Origin of the sequence: Shewanella sp. CAL98-MNA-CIBAN-0140 (assembly GCF_040309905.1) — a bacterium.
Taxonomy (GTDB): Bacteria; Pseudomonadota; Gammaproteobacteria; order Enterobacterales; family Shewanellaceae; genus Shewanella; species Shewanella psychromarinicola.
The window spans coordinates 1-19,209 of record NZ_JBEOPI010000056.1 but is presented as its reverse complement, the minus strand read 5'-3'; the positions used below and the strand labels follow the sequence as shown (position 1 = coordinate 19,209).

The window sequence follows — 19,209 nt, the reverse complement described above, 5'->3', positions numbered from 1 at the left end:
TAACGTTTTAGTATTTATGCGTTGCGCTGTTTGCAAGGCATAAATCGCTTGTTGGACTTGGCCGATGCCTAGTCAAAATTAATTGGCATGCTTCATGCTATAGGAATTTGCTTTTTTTGATGCTGGCTATGGGATACAGAGCAGTTTTGGACTGTTGATATTGAGTAGCAGGTAAGTTTTTCATTGAAATTCCTTTTCATTTTATTTTTCTATCTTACATCTTTAAGCCTAACGGTTTCAATGAGGATTATGAACTCAATTGAAGCCTCATTTGGCTCCGCGCAGCGGCTTAGTTCAACGCCGCATTAAGCGGATTAAAATTGTTGGTTATAATGTGAGGTACGAACGTAACCAACTGTTTTAATTCCGTTTAAATGCCTTGTTATATTTTTTTTACTGCGTAACTCTCTGCTTTTTTATATGATGTTTGGAATTGCTTCGGTAGAAAACTTAGCATTGTATTTTTCAAAAGATCTACTGCCAACTCTCCTCCTTTTTTGTCACTAAATTCCCATGCATCAGTTGCACTTGTACTTGATGCATAACGGATAACATCTTCAAGTAATGAACGCACTGAACTAAATGCTTTATCTGATTTCATTCGCTCTAGGTTACAAACAATCGCATTGTTTATATTTAGATTACTAACATCTGATGATGGACTTGCATCTAGCAGTAATAGTTCATTCTCACCGCTATATTTCCACTTTGTTGTGTTTTCAAAAGCTTCAATAGCTTCTACAAAAGAGTTATCGCTATAACACCAATCTGTACCACTAATGCTAGTTACAACATTTAAATCAGGGTACTTATGCTCTGGCCAATATGCACCATAACCACAGCAAAAAATATTAATATGTTCTTTTGAACGATGATGTAAATAGCTTAGTGAAGCAAGAATCTCTTTTTTACAAAAGTCAGTATTTGGATTGCAAAAGAGAATAGCAACGAGTGTATGTTTTTTGATTTTACTATTGATTTCTTGCATTGCATTAGATGTTACAGGGTCAACAGAATCAAAAAATTTCATCTTTATAGGTAGAGATTTAAGATCTTTATTTACTGATTCTACGATATCTTTATAGCAAATTGCATCGATCATGTATTACTGACTCCTGAAAAATATAACGTTTTAGTATTTATGCGTTGCGCTGTTTGCAAGGCATAAATCGCTTGTTGGACTTGGCCGATGCCTAGTCAAAATTAATTGGCATGCTTCATGCTATAGGAATTTGCTTTTTTTGATGCTGGCTATGGGATACAGAGCAGTTTTGGACTGTTGATATTGAGTAGCAGGTAAGTTTTTCATTGAAATTCCTTTTCATTTTATTTTTCTATCTTACATCTTTAAGCCTAACGGTTTCAATGAGGATTATGAACTCAATTGAAGCCTCATTTGGCTCCGCGCAGCGGCTTAGTTCAACGCCCACTTAAGGGGCAAAATAGAGTTGGCTAAAATAGGTGAACGGAGTGAACAAAACAGCCAACTTTATTTTGTCCCTCTTTAAGTTCTTGTTGAACGAAGCCGCTCGGCGGCAGAAAAGATAAAAACACATCTTTAGCCCCATCATAAATACTTACTAGACCCTGCCTACCTTGGCAGCTATCTAGGAGTATTACTATGAACGATCACGAACAACAACGCTTTGATTGTCTTTATCAACAACATCTTACCAATTTAACGCTCCAAGGCAAGCGACCCGCCACCATCGATGCTTATAGCCGTGCAGTTAGGCGTATTAGTGCTTATTTTGACTGCTGTCCTGACAACCTTTCAACCAATGATTTAAAACGCTACTTTGCTGATTTAATTGCCTCTCACTCCTGGAGTACCGTAAAACTCGACCGTAATGGATTACAGTTTTTCTACCGGTATGTCCTTAACCAACACTGGGAGTGGCTGAGTATTGTTAAGCCACCACAGGTCAAACGCTTACCCGATATTTTGACCCCTGCCGAAGTATCTATCGTCATTAGTCTCACCCATAAGCTGCGATATCAAGTGTGCTTTTTAACCTTGTACAGTATGGGATTGCGCCTCGGTGAAGCGATTTCATTACAGGTTGGCGATATTGATTCAGCTCTGATGCAGGTGCATATCCGTGATGCCAAAGGTGGCAAGGATAGGCTAATACCCTTACCACAGCGCACATTGTTAGCGCTGCGATATTACTGGCAAACTCATCGTCATCCTCAGCTTTTATTTCCTGGTAAAGACGGTAAACCTGACTCACTAATGGACCGTGGTGGCATTCAAAAGGCGATGAAAAAAGTGATTAGCGACTGCAACATTCACAAATCCATTAGCCCACATAATTTACGCCACAGCTATGCCACTCATCTGCTCGAACAAGGTCTCGATTTACGCTCAGTACAGCATTTACTCGGTCACAACAGCCTTAACACCACAGCCCGTTACACCCGCCTCACGACGATTACGAGAAAAAATACAGCCTTGTCGGTTAACCAGCTCACCAATAGTTTGGTGTTAAAGTGGGAGTGTGACATATGAAGTTTATCGATATTTTACGTGACCATCTTGATGCGTTTAATCGAGCTTATGATGGCAACATCACCCCATCAATGCGCCAAGCCATTAATGCCATGCTCAGCTGCCGCTCTAACACCCAAAGAGCCAGCCACTGGGCTTGTCAGGAGTGCTCGCATACCGCTGACCTTCCGCTGTCATGTGGTCATCGCAGTTGCCCTCAATGTCAGTACAACACCACGGCAGATTGGTTAGCTAAGCAACAGGCTAAACTGTTGCCTGTCGATTACTTTATGGTGACATTTACTTTGCCATATGAACTGCGTGTTGTTGCTAAATATCACCCAGAAGCGCTCTATCCAGCCATATTCTCCGTCGCTGCCAGTGTGCTCAAAGACTTTGCGCTTAACTCACCTAAGCTTGCTGGTGATATTGGTTTTACCGGCGTACTGCATACCCACAGCCGGCGACGGGATTTACATCCGCACATTCACTTTATTATTCCAGCGGGCAGTTTTAACAAAACCCAAAAGCACTGGAAAAAGAACAAGGGTAAATACCTGTTTAACGCCTTTAATCTCGCCAACGTCTGGCGTGCGCGCTTGCTGGAGTATTTGGCAAAACTAAATCTCACACTGCCAACCTCACTGCCCAAAAAGTGGGTGGTAGACTGCCAGCATGTGGGCAAAGGCTTGCCTGCGTTGCAGTATCTATCACGCTATCTTTATCGTGGTGTACTGCCCGACAAAAGCATCGTCAGTCATGTCGAGGGTCAAGTGGGTTTCGAGTATGAAGACAGCCAAAACAAATCGAAGAAAGTCCGTACTCTACCCGCCACAGAATTTCTCTGGTTAATACTGCAACACGTATTGCCGAAGGGATTAAGACGAGTAAGAGACTATGGATTGCTCAGAGGCAATGCCAAAAAGCTCAGGCAACAAATACAGCTTATGCTAGCAGTTGCAGGGGCAATGTTTCCAATCATTCCCGAGATAAAGCGCAGGTTAGCAACGCGCAGTTGCCCCTGCTGTCAGCAACCAATGCGTTTTATGGGCATAGTGAAACGACCGACAAACTTACGGCTCATAACCTAACGCTGGAAAATAATAAGGATAATGGCTTAATGAATACGATGAAGAGAGATAATTTAAGATACTGAAAATATAGCGTTAAAACAATTAGCCGAGAGGCTAAGGTAGCTTGCTGACTACAGAAAATTAGCACGATAACTATCACATCAAACAGCGCGTTTTCTCGAGCTGTTATTTACATAATAAAGAGTCACTCTCAGGTGTTCGGGCTTGTTCAACACTTGGGATAAGGACGCGGCTTCGCGCGGCCTATCCTTATTAGTTATGTGCCTAATTTGCAGAGTGTTCGATACCATATTTTTTAGTGATATTTTTGAATATAATTTCTGCATTATAACTAAAACCATTTTTCGGCTTTTCTTTGAAACATACAATAGTATTTGATGAACTAGGTTTGGAGATATTATACGTTTGCCCACCAGTTGTAGTAGTTGTAGCATTGCCATATGCGTAATTTCCTGTGCTATAGGCACTTGCTGTTGTATTAGATGTAGTTGGTGTTGTGTAAGTACTATTTGATGTATAGCTATTAGAGTCAACAACTAGAAAGTATTTGTATCCGTTCTCTACCGCCAGTTGAGCACTTCGAAGAAGCGTGAAATCTGAAACGCGCTCTCTACGCGTATAACCGTTACCACGAAAAGATACTTTAAACACATTATCATCTAATTGTGTTTCGGAGTAACCACCGGAAAAACCGTTACTTTGATATGACGTAGAGCACCCTGATAATAGAACCAAGGGTAATAATAGTAAAAGAGGCAGAAATTTCATTGGAATCCTTTTGGCACATAACGCCTTACTAAGCGGCGATAAATTGTTGGCTAAAATTCCGAGGAACGAAGCTAGCCAACTGTTTAGCGTCCGTTTGAGTAACTTGTTACATTGCTTACTTTTTAGAAAGTGCCGTTTTTAATAAGTCTAGAATAGCCAAACTTGAAACAGGTTCTTCTACTTTCGGCTCTTGCGAATTTAAACCAAAGAATTTTTTAGTTAACTCTTCTTTTACTTTATTTCGAGTATCTTCGGGTAATTTTTCTAGATATGGGTCTAATGAAGCTAACTCTAATTCAGAACGTCTATTATGGTTCTCAAGCTGTCTGTGCTTAGCCGACTCTTTTGCTGCGTAAGCAGCTGGAATAGCAAGAATTAATGCAGCACCAATTCTAAAAATGGCTAATTTCCAATCAAAACCGTTGGCTGCTGAGATAAAGATCGTGATGCCTATAACAGCAACCATTGTTATCATTAATCCTAAAGCAATTCGTCTCCAATTATCGGCACTATCTTTTTCTTGATTCGCAATGTTTTTATAGTTACCTGTAATACCAATATTACCGATAATCTGTAATAGATCTGAGGCTTCTGACTTCTTTTGTTCTAAAATGTCTATTATTGCTTGTGCTTCATTTTTTTGTGCATCAACTTGATTTGAAAATGAATCTTTCTGGGTTTCTAATAGCTCTTCAATTTCTTCTTTATTATCTTCTAGTTTTGTATTTAAATTTGAATCGAATTGTTCTGTATATGACTCATACTTCTCTTCTACATCTGAAATTTTTTGTTCGAGTTGATTGTTAAATCCAGTTTCAAAGCCATCGAATTTACTATTGAACTCTTCAAGTGAAGTTTCTATGTTTTCGCTGTACTGATTTACTTCAGCGACAAGGTTTTCTAATGAAAGCTTTTGCTCTGCCGCATCATTTGAAATGTCGGTTACTGAATTTTCTAACTCTTCTTTTGCGTCTTTAATTTGTCTTAGAGTTTGTTCCGTTAGCGATTTAAACTCTAATAATGACTTAGTAAAAGATTGTTTTGTTATAGCAGGCGACTGCATAGGCAAAACGATTAACTGCGACATTGCATTATCGACATGACTAGAAAGGTTATTTAAATACGCGATGTTTTTGCTAGAAATATAGTTATTGAGTTCTGAAATAATACTTTGAATATAACTATTAGTATTATTTAGGTGTCCTTGATTAACAAGAGCAGGTATGACACTTTCAAAACAAACAAGTGCATAACTCTTTAATTGATGAATTCTATCTAGGTGCTCAATGATAGATAAGTCATCAGTTTTTAAACTTTCATCCGTCAATCGTTCTTGCAAATTATCTAGACTTGTATGTACTGCATGACTTTTGAACTTGTCATCCCATTGAGACATCTGAACTCCATTTATTGATAGCAATGTAACGCAAAGCTTTGCGGCAATTTTGGAGCCGCAAAGCGGTGGAAAAATTGTCCGACAACAGCGTCTTGTTATATTTAGAGATCGCCATTGTATGAGATCGGGTTCTTATCGATACCGACATCAATACGGACTTCATTGATAAAGGCGATGGCCAACTGTCGAATTTCGTCCCAATCGTAAGAAGCACTTCCGCCAGAAATCTTTAAGAGTTGGTCTATAAGCTTGTCCTGTGCATCCATCACAGGCTGAGGAGCAAGCATCCCTAGGTAACCGTATACTTGTAGACGTTGCTGATTAAACGAGTCGAACGCTTCAGCCGCCTGGGGAGGCTGAAGTCTACCGGACTGATGAGCATCAAATGCTGCAAGCAATTTTGCCACGCTATCTATAACTGCCCGATAGATAACTAACTTGTCGTTGTGGGTGCGCAGATAGGTATCTTTTAGAATATCGAACTCACGCTTTTTGGCTTCCAACTCCCGGTCGAGCTCGTTCTTCTCCCGATCAAGTATCCGCCGAGCCCAAACCTTCCCTAGCCAGCTAGATAGAGCAAAGATCAGCCCACCCGCAACGCCAATTGAAGCGACGGAGGCGGTGACGACTTTAAAAACATCTGCCCAATCCAATTATTTGACTCCTTGTGAAATATAACAGCTTATTGAACGGCTCGACCGATAAAGCCGACCGTTTAAGTTATTGATTTATATCATCCTACATTTTCTATCTCATTGATGTAAAGCAATTTAATGACTCTTAACCTCCGATATAAAACTTCGATTGCGCGTTAAAAGTGTCGGAATTAAATACTAAAAAAATTAATCACCTAATATCAATAGATTAGGTTTTATCTATTGATTCATCTTTAGCACTTTAGATTGTTTTTTGTACACGTTTTATTGCAATTCATTCAAAACCCATTATAACTGTATGGATGTACAGTACAGATAACATAAAGGGGGACGTTATGGCGGGAGCAGGATATATAGAAGCAATTCGACAACAAATTCGAGTGAGGCATTACAGTTACCAAACTGAAAAATCATACCTTTATTGGAACCGTTATTTTATAAAATATTTTAAGTTTACTGCTGCAAAACATATTTTACCTACACATATTGAACAGTTTTTATGTTTTTTAGCAAACGAACGGCGTGTTTCCAGCAGTACACAACAGCAAGCCCTTTGCGCCCTTGTTTTTGCGTTTAAACATGTACTAGCCATCGATACCGACAATTTGCAGTTCCCGTATGCAAAAGCACCAACTCGAATTCCGCAGGTTTTAAATGATGCAGAGGCCAAACAGGTCATCGACCATTTACACGGTAAATACCAACTGATTGGCTGTTTATTATATGGCGCAGGGTTAAGATTAACTGAAGCTTTAAGTATTAGACTTAAGGATATCGATTTTGAAAATCGAACACTTTTTGTATTTAGAGGTAAAGGTAAAAAAGATAGAGTTTGTATTTTACCTAAAATGACCATTGATCCCATACAGCATCAGATGTGCCACGTGCGAGAGACTCATGCTCACGATTTGTCTCAGGGATTAGGGATGGCTTCATTACCTCCTAGCTTACTCAAAAAGTTTGGAACAAGCGCCAAACAATTACATTGGCAATACCTTTTCCCTTCGGTTCACTGCGTGTCGCATCCTGTTAATGGCTACATATGCAGACATCATATTGACCCAACAACATTTAGAAAGGCATTAAAAAAAGCAGTTCAGAAAACGACGATCACTAAACGCATTACCGCTCATACTTTTAGGCATTCTTTTGCAACAAACTTACTGAGGCGTGGTCACGATATAAGAACCGTGCAGGAATTACTCGGCCATAATGATGTAAAAACAACCCAAATCTATACCCATGTTGCAGGTTTACACCAAACAGGTGTACAAAGCCCAATGGATTACAGTTAAAAGTGATAATTAGCCCGCCTGTGAATAAGTCTACAAGGTAAATATTTTCTAAATTACACCCACAAAAAAGGACTCTTGCGAGTCCTTTCTAATTCATTTTCTGCTTGTTACGTATTAGCTACGCAACCCAATACCGCGCGATATTAAGTAGTAAGCCAGTGTCCATAAGCTGACACAAAAGCCCAGCATAATGGCGATGGATAACGGTACGCTGAGATCAGCAAAACCTAAAAATCCGTAGCGGAATACGTTGATCATATACACCACAGGGTTTAAGCCCGACACACCTTGCCAAAAAGGTGGCAATAACGATAACGAGTAAAATACCCCACCTAAATAGGTGAGTGGCGTAAGAATAAATGTCGGAATAATACTGATATCATCAAAGCTTTTGGCAAACACCGCATTAATTAAGCCACCAAGTGAGAATAACACTGAGGTTAAAAACATGGTTAAAATAACCAAGCTAACGTGATGCAAGGAGATATCAACAAACAACATCGCCACCACGGTAACAATTAAGCCAACGCACAAACCGCGGGCGACACCGCCACCAACGTAACCGGCTATCATCACATAATGGGGTACGGGTGCCACCATGATTTCTTCAATGTTACGTTGAAACTTGGCGCTGTAAAACGATGAGGCCACATTAGAGTATGAGCTGGTGATCACCGACATCATGATTAAACCAGGGGCGATAAACTCCATATAGCTCACGCCGCCCATTTCACCGATGCGGCTACCGACTAAGTTACCAAAAATTAAAAAATATAACGTCATGGTAATCGCTGGCGGTACTAGCGTTTGGATCCAAATACGGGTAAAGCGATTAATTTCTTTGGTTAAAATACTTTTAAAAGCCACAAAATACAGGTGGTTCATTATTTTGACTCCTTGGCTTTCTCTACCCGCTCAACAAACAATTCTTCTAAGCGGTTGGCTTTGTTGCGCATCGACAGTACTTCAATATTGGCTGCGGTCAACTGGGTAAATAACTCATTAATGTTGTTCGATTTAGCCACGTCGACTTCTAATGTGTGGTCATCCGTTAAACGGCAAGTCATGTTGGTTAACTGCGGCGCGGCGTTGAGATGCTTTCGTAAATCGAAAATAAAAGTTTCAACATCAAGCTTACTCAGCAATGCCTTCATGGTCGTACACTCAACCAGTAAACCATTATCGATAATACCTATGGTGCGGCAGAGCATTTCGGCTTCTTCAAGGTAGTGAGTGGTTAAAATAATGGTCACGCCTTGTTGATTGATTAGCTTTAAAAAGTCCCACATTGAGCGACGTAATTCAATGTCTACTCCGGCGGTAGGTTCATCTAAAATCAACAATTTAGGTTCATGCATTAAGGCACGGGCAATCATTAAACGGCGTTTCATTCCACCGGATAGCTCACGTGCTTGCGCGTGGCGTTTATGCCATAAATCCAATTGGCTTAGGTACTTTTCAGCACGCACTAAGGCAACCTCTTTTGGCACCCCGTAGTAACCCGCTTGGTTAACGACTATTTGTTGCACTGTTTCGAACTGATTAAAGTTGAATTCTTGCGGTACTAAACCAATACATAACTTGGCATGTTCGAGTTGCTTATCTATATCAAAACCAAATACCGACACCGAGCCCGCTGTTTTTTGTACTAACGAACTGATGATGCCAATGGTGGTAGATTTACCTGCACCATTGGGGCCAAGCAGAGCAAAAAAGTCGCCTTGCTTTACCGTCAAACTGATTGATTTAACGGCTTCGACACCGCCTTTATAGATTTTTTTAAGGTTATCAATTACTAAAGCATTGGCGTTATCGGCCATGTTGAAATCCTCTACTCGATGAAAACAAAAAATCCCGCCTGTGCGGGAGTCTGGCAAAGAATACCGTATTAATCTAACGGTACCACTTTTGCGATATAAGGCAGGTTGCGATATTGCTCTGCGTAGTCGATACCGTATCCCACAATAAATTCGTCAGGGATGGTAATGCCAATAAAATCGACTAGCACGTCAACTTCGCGACGTTCAGGTTTATCGATTAAGGTACATAATGCTAAGCTTTTAGGCTCACGTAATAACAACATTTCGCGCACTTTATTTAACGTGTTACCGGAGTCGATTAAGTCTTCAACAATCAATACATCACGACCGGCGATGTCTGACTGCACATCTTTAAGTACTTTCACATCGCGAGAGCTGCTCATGGTATTGCCGTAACTTGATACTGCCATAAAATCGATTTCGACATGGCCTTTGATCCGGCGACACAAATCGGCCATAAACACGACTGAACCTTTTAATAAGCCAACCATTAATAAGCGTTCACTGTTGGCGTAATGGGCATTAATACGTTCAGCTAACTGGTCTAGGGTTTTATTGATTTCTGCTTCAGAAATCATCATTTCAATTGTGTGCTTCATAAATCTCTCAATTGTCGATGTCGTCATGTAGCTGAGTATGTCCGTATCCCCAGCGACTCGTTAAGTCGTGGTCAATACCCAAATGGTCAAGTATTCGGGAAACCATGAAGTTTACCAGATCTTGTACTGATTTGGGATTATGATAAAAGCCTGGCGCCGCTGGCATGATGGTCGCACCGTTACGCGTTAGGCTTAACATATGCTCTAAGTGTATGGCACTAAAGGGAGTTTCTCGTGGCACTAATATCAATTGGCCGCGCTCTTTTAATACTACGTCTGCTGCTCTTTCGAGCAAATGATTACTCATTCCGGTCGCCACGGCCGCTAATGTGCCGGTTGAACACGGGCAAATTACCATTTGTTTCGGTGCAGCGCTACCCGATGCTGGCGGCGAAAACCATTCATCCTTGCCTAATACCACTAACTCGCCTTTGGGTGGTTCATCAGAGTTTGCTAACTGTTGTAATAACTGCGCTTTGGCTTTGTCAGGATTGGCGCTGAGTTGCAAACCGTGTTCGGTGGCGAGCACCACACGCGCCGCACTGGATATCATTAAAAAGACTTGGTAATCGGCCGCTAGCAAACATTCCAGCAGCTTAATGCCATAAGGTGCGCCAGACGCTCCGGTCCAGGCGAGGCTGATTGCTTTGGCTTTTTTGGCGTAGGCCATGTTGTCCCCTCTGTTGGTGATAGCGGTTACGCTAACGCCTTAATAATTTGTTGGTGGATACCGTTAAAGCCCCCATTACTCATGATCACCACTGTATCGCCATCGCTTGCGGTATTAGCTACCGAGGCAATAATGTCTTCAATGTTGTGACACACAGTTACCGGGATGGGCGCATTGGCCATACTGGCGTTTATGTCCCAATCAATATTGTCTGCTTGATATAAATAGCCCACATCGGCTAATGCCATCGAATTGGCTAAGGTGTCTTTATGTACGCCGCTTTTCATGGTGTTTGAGCGCGGCTCTAGCACCACAATAATTTTACCATTAGCATTGTTACTGCTAGCTACTTTGGCTCGTAACCCTTGAAGTGTGGTGGCTATGGCCGTGGGATGATGAGCAAAATCGTCATACACCGACACACCATTGACTGTTGCTAATAGCTCTAAACGACGCTTTGGTGGACTAAATTGTGTTAGCGCTTCAATGGCATGGTTTGGTACTACGCCCACATGGCGTGCTGCCGCTATCGCCATAATGGCGTTTTCAATATTGTGTTGACCTATCAAAGCCCAGTTTAATATCCCCTGCGATGTGCCATTTAACAGCACCTCAAACTCATGGCCATCGTCGGCAATAGTACGCGACTGCCAAGCACTCGGTTCACCTTGGCTCGCTGAAGGCGTGACGGGATGATGGGCGACATCCGTGGCTATGGTTGCGGCTTTAGAATAAATTTCTTGTTCGCTCCAACAGCCCATATCAATCACTTGTTGTACCGCTTCAACATCGCTAGGCCAAATCACCTTGCCTTCGCCAGGTACCGTTCGAATAACATGATTGAATTGGCGCTGGATAGCCGCGAGATCGGCAAAAATGTCGGCATGATCAAATTCAAGATTATTGATCACTAGCGTACGTGGATGGTAATGAACAAACTTAGAGCGTTTGTCAAAAAAGGCGCTGTCGTATTCATCGGCTTCAACCACAAAAAATGGCGAATGACCTAAACGAGCTGATACGCCAAAGTTTTGCGGCACGCCACCAATTAGAAAACCGGGTTGATAACCGCAATATTCAAGGATCCACGCGAGCATGCTTGAAGTAGAGGTTTTACCGTGGGTACCAGATACAGCCAAAACCCAACGTTCTGGCAAAATATGTTCAGACAAAAACTGCGGTCCGGAAGTGTATTTTATGCCGCGATTTAATACGGCTTCAACACAAGGATTGCCCCGGCTCATGGCATTACCAATAACCACTAGGTCTGGTTGATTGTCGCCTTCTTTGCCTAATTGCGCAGGATCAAAGCCTTGAATTAGCTCGATACCTTGCTGTTCAAGCTGGGTGCTCATCGGCGGATAAACATTGGCATCGCTACCCGTCACTTTGTGGCCCATTGCGCGGGCAAGCAGGGCTAAACCGCCCATAAAAGTGCCACAAATCCCTAAAATGTGTACGTGCATGACTCAACTCTAATTGATCCGTAATATGGCGGTTATTCTAATCTATTGCGCTGCAGAATGTCAGTTAACAATTTGCCATCTATTTGGGGCTAATACAAAATAAAAAACAATCCCATACTGAGTACTGTCGTTAGCAAGGTGTTGCGGGTCACGTAAGCCAGCACTGTCGCCACCAGCGCACAGGTTAAATAAGGATTGTGCACACTAATAGCCAGTTGGCCTTCTGGCACAAACACAATCGGCGCGAGTATGGCGGTCAGTACCGCAGGGGCTGAATAACTTAAAAACGTTAAGGTGTTTTTACCTAAGCGAATGGGCAGTTTAGGCTCAAGTAATAAATGCCTGCTGGTAAATACCACCACAGCCATTGCTAAAATAATCAGCCAAGTCATAGGTTTTCATCCTTGTTTACTGTAACTGAGCTTTCTGCGGCCGGATCAGCAGTAACTGAATGAGCTGCGGCCGATTGAGACGACCCCGAATGAGCGCTATTTGAAACGGCACTACCCGAATTACCCTCGTTAGTGAGTTTGGCATAAGTCATGCCTGCTGCCATGCCCGATATTGCCGCAATAAGGAGCCCTGCTTGAATGGTAAATACCGCGCACACCACCGCTAAGGTAAGCGACACTAATACGCACACCAAAATAGAGGGCTTGTTAACTGTTGGCACCACAATGGCGATAAAGGTGGCTGCGATGGCAAAGTCGAGCCCCAGCGCATCTAAATTGTCGATAGACTGGCCTGCGACAATGCCGAGCAAAGTGGCAATATTCCACCCGATATAAAAGGTTAAGCCACCGCCTAAAGCATACCAGCGATCAAACTGATGTTGCGCTGGCGTATCACCTTTATGAGCTTGATTGGCTATAGCAAACAGTTCGTCGGTGAGCAAGAAGCCCAGGCCTAAACGCCATTTAAGCGGTAACGGGCTAATATGAGTGCGCATGGCCATGGCATACAGTAAATGCCGAGAGGTAATAAGTAAGGTGGTGATCAAAATACTGCCGATACCAATACCGGCTTTTATCATCCCAAGGGCGACCAATTGGGCACTGCCGGCGAAGATAATGGCCGACATCGCTTGGCTTTCAACAGGAGTGAGGCCAACTTCGAGCGCAAATGAACCCGCTAGAATGCCCCAAGGGACCACGGCTATTGTAAGCGGCATCACCGCTAATGCTCCTTTTAGAAAAGAACGGCTTTTGGTTGGTGTAATCGAAGTTAACTCAGCTGTGCCCACGTCATATCCTTATTTACTTATAGCCATTGACTCATATCGTGATTTTCCCCAGTACATAACAATGGGAGACAAGAAAATTAGCTTAGCGTAAATATGTCTATAAAGCGCTTGAAAACTGATCAGGTATGTTACGACGATATCGGTTAATCAATAAAGCATTTTGCTGTTATCAATTGCTCGATAAACATATCGATGTGGCCCGCTATTCATTGATCCTAAACCTAGCGTTTTGTGGGTCAGTTTAGGGTTATTGATGCTAAGTGTCGCAATACTCCATGCGGTGACACATGTATTCATTTTTAACAACAAGTGTTAACGATAAGAAAAACAAATAATTAATTATAATCAAATAGTTACTGCAATAAGATCTATATACATAAAATCACCAATAAACCAGCCTTATCGATGATTGGTAATATTATCTGAATTTGGATTTAACGAGTAACTAAAGGATAATGCCAACTTAACTATATTAGCTTAAGCTTTAATAGCATTTGTGATAAAACGATTAACCTCTTATTCCTTTGTATTGCATACCTTAAAAATAATATCTAGATTTTTATATTTACCATTTACATTTATCAAATATCGATAGTATCACCAAGATTACCGCAAATATTTTACATTTCTAAATTGCAGTATAATAAATATGTAATTTACATATTTATTATCGATAACGACAAATACCACATTATACATTTATAGCATTATCATCATTAACAAAAATGCCAGCAATAATGGCTATAGAACAAGTAAATAAAATGCATGCAAAAATATTACATAAGATGTAATTAATATGCATATTGAAAATGAATTTGTAAATCAAAAAATAGAATATAAAAAATACTCGGGAGTTAATTTTTAAAGATTTAAGCTAAAATCATTCACTCAAATTCATTCGAAAATTTAAGTTAATGCTATATTTTAAATAGCTTCCTACAGCAAAATAAATCATTATTCAATAGCGATTAACGATTCAAATGGCCAACAGATAATAGTCAGAAAAAAGATAATAGTAAGACAAAAATGAAATATGCAGGCTCACATCGAAACATATATCGATAATGCATTTATAGCGTAAACAACAACTGCGTAGGCTTTATTTTTCAAACAAGCTCATGGGTTAACTCGCGGATCTGCTGTTTTAACCACGTAGCATCTTCATTTTCTGCATTAGGATGAGTCACTAAGACTAGCTTTAATGGTTCTGCAACTTCAAAAATACGATTTACTTCACATTCAGATAACTGACAAGCATGTAAACCAGAGTCCTCATCTAGCATATCGTAAACCGCTTTATAGGGTGTCAAAGCCAGTGACTTACAATCTGAAAGATAATCAAATAAAGAAGATACGCCAGTAATGGTCATTTCGTTCTGAAGAGGCAAATCCTTAATCCGACAATACTCCTGAAATGGGTTAAGTGTTGCTGGTTGGATCCCGATAAAGGTATTGATATAAGGATATGAAGCAATGCTTTCTAAGTTGATTTCTTGTTTTAAAATGGGATGGTTTTTACAACTTATTAAGTATAATTGGGTAAATGTCGCAAGTATTTCAATCTGCAAATTTTGGTTGAAACAAAGGATCTCTTCTGGGTTTTTGCAGCAAAATGTAACAATACTGTTAGGATCATTCGCAACGTTCTCTAGGGAATGACTATTCCAGTTACTCACATTGATATGAATGTCTTTATGATGACCTTTAATCTCTTGCATTAATGCTCGTGGATAGGCATAAGCAATCATTCCAGGCATAACCAATTCAAAGTATCGACTATGTGACGATTCTGAACTATTCATCCGATTAAAATTCTTTGAGCAATCAACAATTTCTTTTGCAATCGGATAAATTTTGCCGGCAAAATCATTGGGGACTAATCCATATTTTCTTCTTATAAAGAGTTCATCACCAAAAATAGATCTTGCCGTTTGTAAACAACGACTTATTTTTGAAGCTGGCACATCCAAAATCCTAGAAACATGAGTGGCGGACTTATTTTCATAAAGGCTCACTAATATAGTCAATGTTAATAAATCTAATTTATCTAAGTCAATCTGTCTCATCTGAAACGCTCCTTTTGAGTTATATAGCCTAATATTCTACCTTTCCCCTAATAATTCATAACATTATCTTAATTTTCCACCTATTACTTATTCCAGATCATTAAATTTGAGTTATTTTAAATATCATTTATCATATATTAAATTTGAACAAACGATACATTAGCTGCGGACGTTGATTTCAGGAACTGAAATATCCGATTTAACAAAATAGATTTTGATAAGTTGCATTTACACATTTTAGTTTATTAATTTATCACTTATTATTTTCACTATCTTTAATTAAAACTAAATGACAAATGCCATTACTTAATTTGATTAATCAAAAACAATAACCTATTAATTAATAATACCAATAAAAGCAATAAGAGCCAGATCATAACTACAATCAAATAAATTAAAATCACCTCATTTAATTGATTACGATCAATTAATTAATTAAACATAAGGATAGTATTAATCGTACATCAATGACGTATTGATGATTCATAAAACAATAAATTAAAAACTGATTTTTTTGGAGGCTTATATGATTACTTCAGTCTTTTTAAGTTATGCGTTTATATACTCTGTGCTGTTTATCGCAGTTCCTTTTATATTGGTTGTTTTCATTATGACTTGTATAAAGTTCTTTAAACCTGATACAGAGGATCACGCAATTAAGTTTAAGAAAATGCTTTTTGATACTCAAAGCTTTGACTTTTTAAAATCACTAAAAACAATGGTGGGAGGAAAATATGACGTTTGTTGCAACGTTCCAATCGATACCGTGTTTGAAATGGATGCCCAAACCGCAGCCGAAAATCATGCGCGATTCGATTATGTTGTGATTGACCATGACTCGTCAGAAGTGAAATTAGTTATCTCTGATTTCAGTGAGCAAGATGATGCTAACGCAAAAAGTTTGTTCGAAAAATTCAACATTAAGTTAGTTGAAATCGTTCGAGGCAAACCTTACGACATGCAAATGCTAAAGCAATCCCTACCGGTATGAAGACCCTGTCGGGTGATAACAAACTGTTTTCACCCGATATTTTGTATTAATCAATTATTGTAAAGAGGGCTGATTATGTCCCGGAATTACTGGCTACTGATGTTATATGTAGGCTTATTGTCGCTTACACTTATCAGTCATGAAGCAAATAGCGCGGACTCTACTGAGCAAATTAATAATGACTCATGCATGAAATGCCATAAACGCAATGGCTCAATGCAAGGCAATCATGCCCAAGACCGGCTAAAAATGAGCTGCAGTTCATGCCATGGTGAAAAAGGCAATCACCCTAGGAAGCCTAATGATTTGATGGTGTTCTCTTCGGAAAACGACATCACAATTGACGCTAAAAATGGCGTATGTCTTAAATGCCATACCGTTAAAAAATTAGCCAAAGCAGAGTGGACTCATAACGTACACGCACAAAAAACGAGCTGTACATCTTGCCATAAATTGCATCCTAAATCTGACCCTATGATGGGGTTAAGTGTAAAAGATCGCAGTAATGTGTGCCGCAACTGCCACACGGTGCAGAGGTAACTAATCATGGAAAATTCAAGAAGACATTTCCTTAAAAGCACCTGCGCATTGGTTGCCGGCGTGTCGGTATATCCGCTCAGTAGCAACCAGGCCAATGCCGAAACGGCCGTAGGAACAAACAATACAAAATACGCCATGCTTCACGACGAGACCAAATGCATTGGCTGTAATGCTTGTGTGGAAGCCTGTAGAGAAGTTAATCATGTACCCGAGGGCGTTACGCGGCTAAGCATCGAAAGATTGGGCCCGTTTGGAGAATACCCTAATCAGTTTTATCATTTTACTCGACATTCTTGCCAGCATTGCGAAGATGCGCCTTGCGTTAACGTCTGCCCGACGGGTGCCGCCTTTATCGATAAAGAAACCGGTATTGTCTCGGTCAACGCCGATAGATGTGTTGGTTGCCAATACTGTATTGCAGCCTGTCCTTATGAAGTGCGATTTATTAACCCAGTGACCAAAGCAGCGGACAAATGTGACTTCTGCCGTGAAACCAATCTCAAACAGGGTAAACAGCCAGCATGTGTAGAAGCATGCCCTACAAAAGCACTGGTGTTTGGCAATCTTAAAGATCCCGAGTCTGAACTGGTTGCGCTATTGAAGGCAAATCCGACTCAGCGCTCTAAACTAGATTTAGGCACCCGACCTAAACTCTTTCGTATCAAAGCGAAGCAAGGGGAGATTATATTATGAGTGCTTTCCATTTTGACACCTTGGTCTGGCATTGGCCCATTGCCATATACCTGTTTTTAGCTGGGGCATCCGCAGGTGCAATGTTCTTTGCGGTGTTGCTAAAACATGTTTGCCTTAAAGAAAAAGCTTATCAGTCTGGATTTGTCCAAGCAGCGTGTATTGTTGCAGCGATTGCCGTCTTAGCAGGCTTGGGGATCTTGGTATTAGATTTAACCAAACCTTGGGATTTTTGGAAAATTCTGGTGTTTTATAATCCCACCTCAGTGATGTCTATGGGGGTGTTGATCTTAATGCTTTATCAAGTGTTTATGTATGCTTGGATTGCAATAACATTCCGACAACCTATTGATGATTTTTGCAAAACCCGTTTACCCATTGTCGGTAAACTAACGAGTATGCTAGCCCGTTATGAAGCAGGTATCACCGGTTTACTGGTCATATTCTCTGTGTCATTAGGGGCCTATACCGGATTTCTATTATCGGCTCAACCTCACTTCCCTATGTGGAATACCCCTGTGTTACCCCTGCTGTTTTTAGTTTCGGGCTTGTCTTCAGGTGCTGCAGCATCGCTACTGGGTGGTGTGTTACTTAAAGGTAGTCCTAATGGTCAGGAAGTGCGATTTATCCATAAAGTAGAGATCCCACTGATATTAGGCGAGATGTTACTTATATTTACCTTCTTTTTAGGTTTAGTCTTCAGTGGTGGTCAAAGCAAGGTAGCAGCATTTAATGCTATCGGTGAAGGCTTTTGGGGATTGGTATTTTGGTTCGGTATTATGGGATTAGGATTGTCGGCACCATTAGCGATGAATTTATTTATGACTGCCACTTCAAAGCGCAAGTATTCCTATGTTGCCGGAACCGCCTGTCTGAGCTTATTAGGTGTAATACTGTTACGTAACTTTGTGCTTTATACTGGTCAAATGGTGGTAAATTAGCCTCATAAACGGTGATGGCACGCATTAACAAGCGGACTGTCACCGTAACAGAATGAATCACTCACCTTGTCATTAGCTGATAACAGGTTTAATCCCCATCAGAAACAGTTGTTTAAACAACTAACATTAATTCAATTGATAAAGCTCTGTCACCGTAACAGGATTAATACCCATCAGAAACCGTTGTTTAAACAACTAACATTAATTCAATTGATAAAGCTCTGTCACCGTAACAGGATTAATACCCATCAGAAACAGTTGTTTAAATAACTGACATTAATTCAATTGATAAAGCTCTGTCACCGTAACAGGATTAATACCCATCAGAAACCGTTGTTTAAATAACTGACATTAATTCAATTGATAAAGCTCTGTCACCGTAACAGGATTAATACCCATCAGAAATCGTTGTTTAAACAACTAACATTAATTCAATTGATAAAGCTCTGTCACCGTAACAGGATTAATACCCATCAGAAACAG

The 19,209-nt window shown here is 40.4% G+C and carries 19 protein-coding genes; 7 read left to right on the top strand and 12 right to left on the bottom strand.

The window, feature by feature from the left end; translation table 11 throughout:
• Positions 1–382: 382 nt before the first annotated feature.
• Entirely contained in the window at positions 383–1,102 is a 720-nt protein-coding gene (locus tag AAEY93_RS19480; RefSeq protein ID WP_351079233.1) for a hypothetical protein, read from the bottom strand.
• A 519-nt stretch (positions 1,103–1,621) separates the two neighbouring features.
• On the opposite strand from AAEY93_RS19480, the gene AAEY93_RS19475 reads away from it, so the two are divergent.
• Positions 1,622–2,512, top strand: a complete 891-nt coding sequence (locus tag AAEY93_RS19475; RefSeq protein ID WP_351079230.1) for a tyrosine-type recombinase/integrase — start codon at positions 1,622–1,624, stop codon at positions 2,510–2,512.
• Positions 2,509–3,582: an IS91 family transposase gene (locus tag AAEY93_RS19470; protein WP_351079227.1), complete on the top strand. Its 1,074-nt coding sequence runs from the start codon at positions 2,509–2,511 to the stop codon at positions 3,580–3,582. Before AAEY93_RS19475 ends, AAEY93_RS19470 begins: the two co-directional genes overlap by 4 nt.
• A gap of 267 nt (positions 3,583–3,849) precedes the next feature.
• On the opposite strand, the gene AAEY93_RS19465 is transcribed toward AAEY93_RS19470, so the two are convergent.
• From AAEY93_RS19465 to AAEY93_RS19455, 3 genes are all read right to left on the bottom strand, one after another.
• Positions 3,850–4,353, bottom strand: a complete 504-nt coding sequence (locus AAEY93_RS19465; RefSeq protein ID WP_351079224.1) for a CC0125/CC1285 family lipoprotein — start codon at positions 4,351–4,353, stop codon at positions 3,850–3,852.
• 115 nt (positions 4,354–4,468) lie between these two features.
• Entirely contained in the window at positions 4,469–5,749 is a 1,281-nt protein-coding gene (locus AAEY93_RS19460) for a hypothetical protein (RefSeq protein ID WP_351079221.1), read from the bottom strand.
• A 101-nt stretch (positions 5,750–5,850) separates the two neighbouring features.
• The gene (locus AAEY93_RS19455; protein ID WP_351079218.1) at positions 5,851–6,402 is read right to left on the bottom strand and encodes a hypothetical protein; all 552 of its coding nucleotides are present in this window, start codon (positions 6,400–6,402) and stop codon (positions 5,851–5,853) included.
• 305 nt (positions 6,403–6,707) lie between these two features.
• Here AAEY93_RS19455 and AAEY93_RS19450 point away from each other — a divergent pair, with 305 nt between their 5' ends.
• Positions 6,708–7,700: an integron integrase gene (locus AAEY93_RS19450; RefSeq protein ID WP_351079215.1), complete on the top strand. Its 993-nt coding sequence runs from the start codon at positions 6,708–6,710 to the stop codon at positions 7,698–7,700.
• 114 nt (positions 7,701–7,814) lie between these two features.
• Here AAEY93_RS19450 and AAEY93_RS19445 read toward each other — a convergent pair whose 3' ends face one another.
• The 8 genes from AAEY93_RS19445 to AAEY93_RS19410 form a co-directional block, all read right to left on the bottom strand.
• Positions 7,815–8,585 (bottom strand): ABC transporter permease, encoded by a 771-nt coding sequence (locus AAEY93_RS19445; protein WP_124014277.1) that lies wholly within the window; start codon positions 8,583–8,585, stop codon positions 7,815–7,817.
• Positions 8,585–9,520, bottom strand: a complete 936-nt coding sequence (locus AAEY93_RS19440; protein WP_351079212.1) for an ABC transporter ATP-binding protein — start codon at positions 9,518–9,520, stop codon at positions 8,585–8,587. Before AAEY93_RS19440 ends, AAEY93_RS19445 begins: the two co-directional genes overlap by 1 nt.
• Before the next feature lie 68 nt (positions 9,521–9,588).
• Positions 9,589–10,119: a hypoxanthine phosphoribosyltransferase gene (hpt, locus tag AAEY93_RS19435; protein ID WP_101032838.1), complete on the bottom strand. Its 531-nt coding sequence runs from the start codon at positions 10,117–10,119 to the stop codon at positions 9,589–9,591.
• A 7-nt stretch (positions 10,120–10,126) separates the two neighbouring features.
• Positions 10,127–10,789 carry a flavin prenyltransferase UbiX gene (locus AAEY93_RS19430; protein ID WP_351079208.1) on the bottom strand — a complete coding sequence of 221 codons (663 nt, stop codon included), beginning with the start codon at positions 10,787–10,789 and terminating at the stop codon, positions 10,127–10,129.
• Positions 10,790–10,815: 26 nt separating this feature from the next.
• Complete coding sequence (gene mpl, locus AAEY93_RS19425) at positions 10,816–12,255, bottom strand: UDP-N-acetylmuramate:L-alanyl-gamma-D-glutamyl-meso-diaminopimelate ligase (RefSeq protein WP_351079206.1); 1,440 nt, start codon at positions 12,253–12,255, stop codon at positions 10,816–10,818.
• Positions 12,256–12,344: 89 nt separating this feature from the next.
• Positions 12,345–12,647, bottom strand: coding sequence for an AzlD domain-containing protein (locus tag AAEY93_RS19420; RefSeq protein ID WP_101032841.1), 303 nt, complete (start codon positions 12,645–12,647; stop codon positions 12,345–12,347).
• Entirely contained in the window at positions 12,644–13,498 is an 855-nt protein-coding gene (locus AAEY93_RS19415) for an AzlC family ABC transporter permease (RefSeq protein ID WP_351079203.1), read from the bottom strand. Before AAEY93_RS19415 ends, AAEY93_RS19420 begins: the two co-directional genes overlap by 4 nt.
• A gap of 1,106 nt (positions 13,499–14,604) precedes the next feature.
• Complete coding sequence (locus tag AAEY93_RS19410) at positions 14,605–15,564, bottom strand: LysR family transcriptional regulator (protein WP_351079200.1); 960 nt, start codon at positions 15,562–15,564, stop codon at positions 14,605–14,607.
• Between the two features lie 526 nt (positions 15,565–16,090).
• Between AAEY93_RS19410 and AAEY93_RS19405 the strand changes: the two genes are divergently transcribed.
• The 4 genes from AAEY93_RS19405 to nrfD all read left to right on the top strand — a co-directional run bounded on the left by AAEY93_RS19405 (position 16,091) and on the right by nrfD (position 18,726).
• Entirely contained in the window at positions 16,091–16,555 is a 465-nt protein-coding gene (locus AAEY93_RS19405) for a DUF2726 domain-containing protein (RefSeq protein ID WP_124014273.1), read from the top strand.
• A 75-nt stretch (positions 16,556–16,630) separates the two neighbouring features.
• On the top strand, positions 16,631–17,095 hold the full coding sequence (locus AAEY93_RS19400) for a cytochrome c3 family protein (RefSeq protein WP_101032843.1): 465 nt from the start codon (positions 16,631–16,633) through the stop codon (positions 17,093–17,095).
• Positions 17,096–17,101: 6 nt separating this feature from the next.
• On the top strand, positions 17,102–17,788 hold the full coding sequence (locus tag AAEY93_RS19395) for a 4Fe-4S dicluster domain-containing protein (RefSeq protein WP_124014272.1): 687 nt from the start codon (positions 17,102–17,104) through the stop codon (positions 17,786–17,788).
• Positions 17,785–18,726, top strand: a complete 942-nt coding sequence (gene nrfD, locus AAEY93_RS19390) for a cytochrome c nitrite reductase subunit NrfD (RefSeq protein WP_124014271.1) — start codon at positions 17,785–17,787, stop codon at positions 18,724–18,726. Before AAEY93_RS19395 ends, nrfD begins: the two co-directional genes overlap by 4 nt.
• Positions 18,727–19,209: the final 483 nt, after the last annotated feature.

What these genes read in the sequence shown, in the direction of transcription:
- AAEY93_RS19480 (WP_351079233.1), bottom strand. Translation starts at nt 1,102, where the DNA reads ATGATCGATGCAATTTGCTATAAAGATATCGTAGAATCAGTAAATAAA.
- AAEY93_RS19450 (WP_351079215.1), top strand. Translation starts at nt 6,708, where the DNA reads ATGTACAGTACAGATAACATAAAGGGGGACGTTATGGCGGGAGCAGGA.
- hpt (WP_101032838.1), bottom strand. Translation starts at nt 10,119, where the DNA reads ATGAAGCACACAATTGAAATGATGATTTCTGAAGCAGAAATCAATAAA.
- nrfD (WP_124014271.1), top strand. Translation starts at nt 17,785, where the DNA reads ATGAGTGCTTTCCATTTTGACACCTTGGTCTGGCATTGGCCCATTGCC.
- AAEY93_RS19410 (WP_351079200.1), bottom strand. Translation starts at nt 15,564, where the DNA reads ATGAGACAGATTGACTTAGATAAATTAGATTTATTAACATTGACTATA.
- AAEY93_RS19445 (WP_124014277.1), bottom strand. Translation starts at nt 8,585, where the DNA reads ATGAACCACCTGTATTTTGTGGCTTTTAAAAGTATTTTAACCAAAGAA.
- AAEY93_RS19460 (WP_351079221.1), bottom strand. Translation starts at nt 5,749, where the DNA reads ATGTCTCAATGGGATGACAAGTTCAAAAGTCATGCAGTACATACAAGT.
- AAEY93_RS19440 (WP_351079212.1), bottom strand. Translation starts at nt 9,520, where the DNA reads ATGGCCGATAACGCCAATGCTTTAGTAATTGATAACCTTAAAAAAATC.
- AAEY93_RS19475 (WP_351079230.1), top strand. Translation starts at nt 1,622, where the DNA reads ATGAACGATCACGAACAACAACGCTTTGATTGTCTTTATCAACAACAT.
- AAEY93_RS19405 (WP_124014273.1), top strand. Translation starts at nt 16,091, where the DNA reads ATGATTACTTCAGTCTTTTTAAGTTATGCGTTTATATACTCTGTGCTG.
- AAEY93_RS19430 (WP_351079208.1), bottom strand. Translation starts at nt 10,789, where the DNA reads ATGGCCTACGCCAAAAAAGCCAAAGCAATCAGCCTCGCCTGGACCGGA.
- AAEY93_RS19420 (WP_101032841.1), bottom strand. Translation starts at nt 12,647, where the DNA reads ATGACTTGGCTGATTATTTTAGCAATGGCTGTGGTGGTATTTACCAGC.
- AAEY93_RS19465 (WP_351079224.1), bottom strand. Translation starts at nt 4,353, where the DNA reads ATGAAATTTCTGCCTCTTTTACTATTATTACCCTTGGTTCTATTATCA.
- AAEY93_RS19470 (WP_351079227.1), top strand. Translation starts at nt 2,509, where the DNA reads ATGAAGTTTATCGATATTTTACGTGACCATCTTGATGCGTTTAATCGA.
- mpl (WP_351079206.1), bottom strand. Translation starts at nt 12,255, where the DNA reads ATGCACGTACACATTTTAGGGATTTGTGGCACTTTTATGGGCGGTTTA.
- AAEY93_RS19400 (WP_101032843.1), top strand. Translation starts at nt 16,631, where the DNA reads ATGTCCCGGAATTACTGGCTACTGATGTTATATGTAGGCTTATTGTCG.
- AAEY93_RS19395 (WP_124014272.1), top strand. Translation starts at nt 17,102, where the DNA reads ATGGAAAATTCAAGAAGACATTTCCTTAAAAGCACCTGCGCATTGGTT.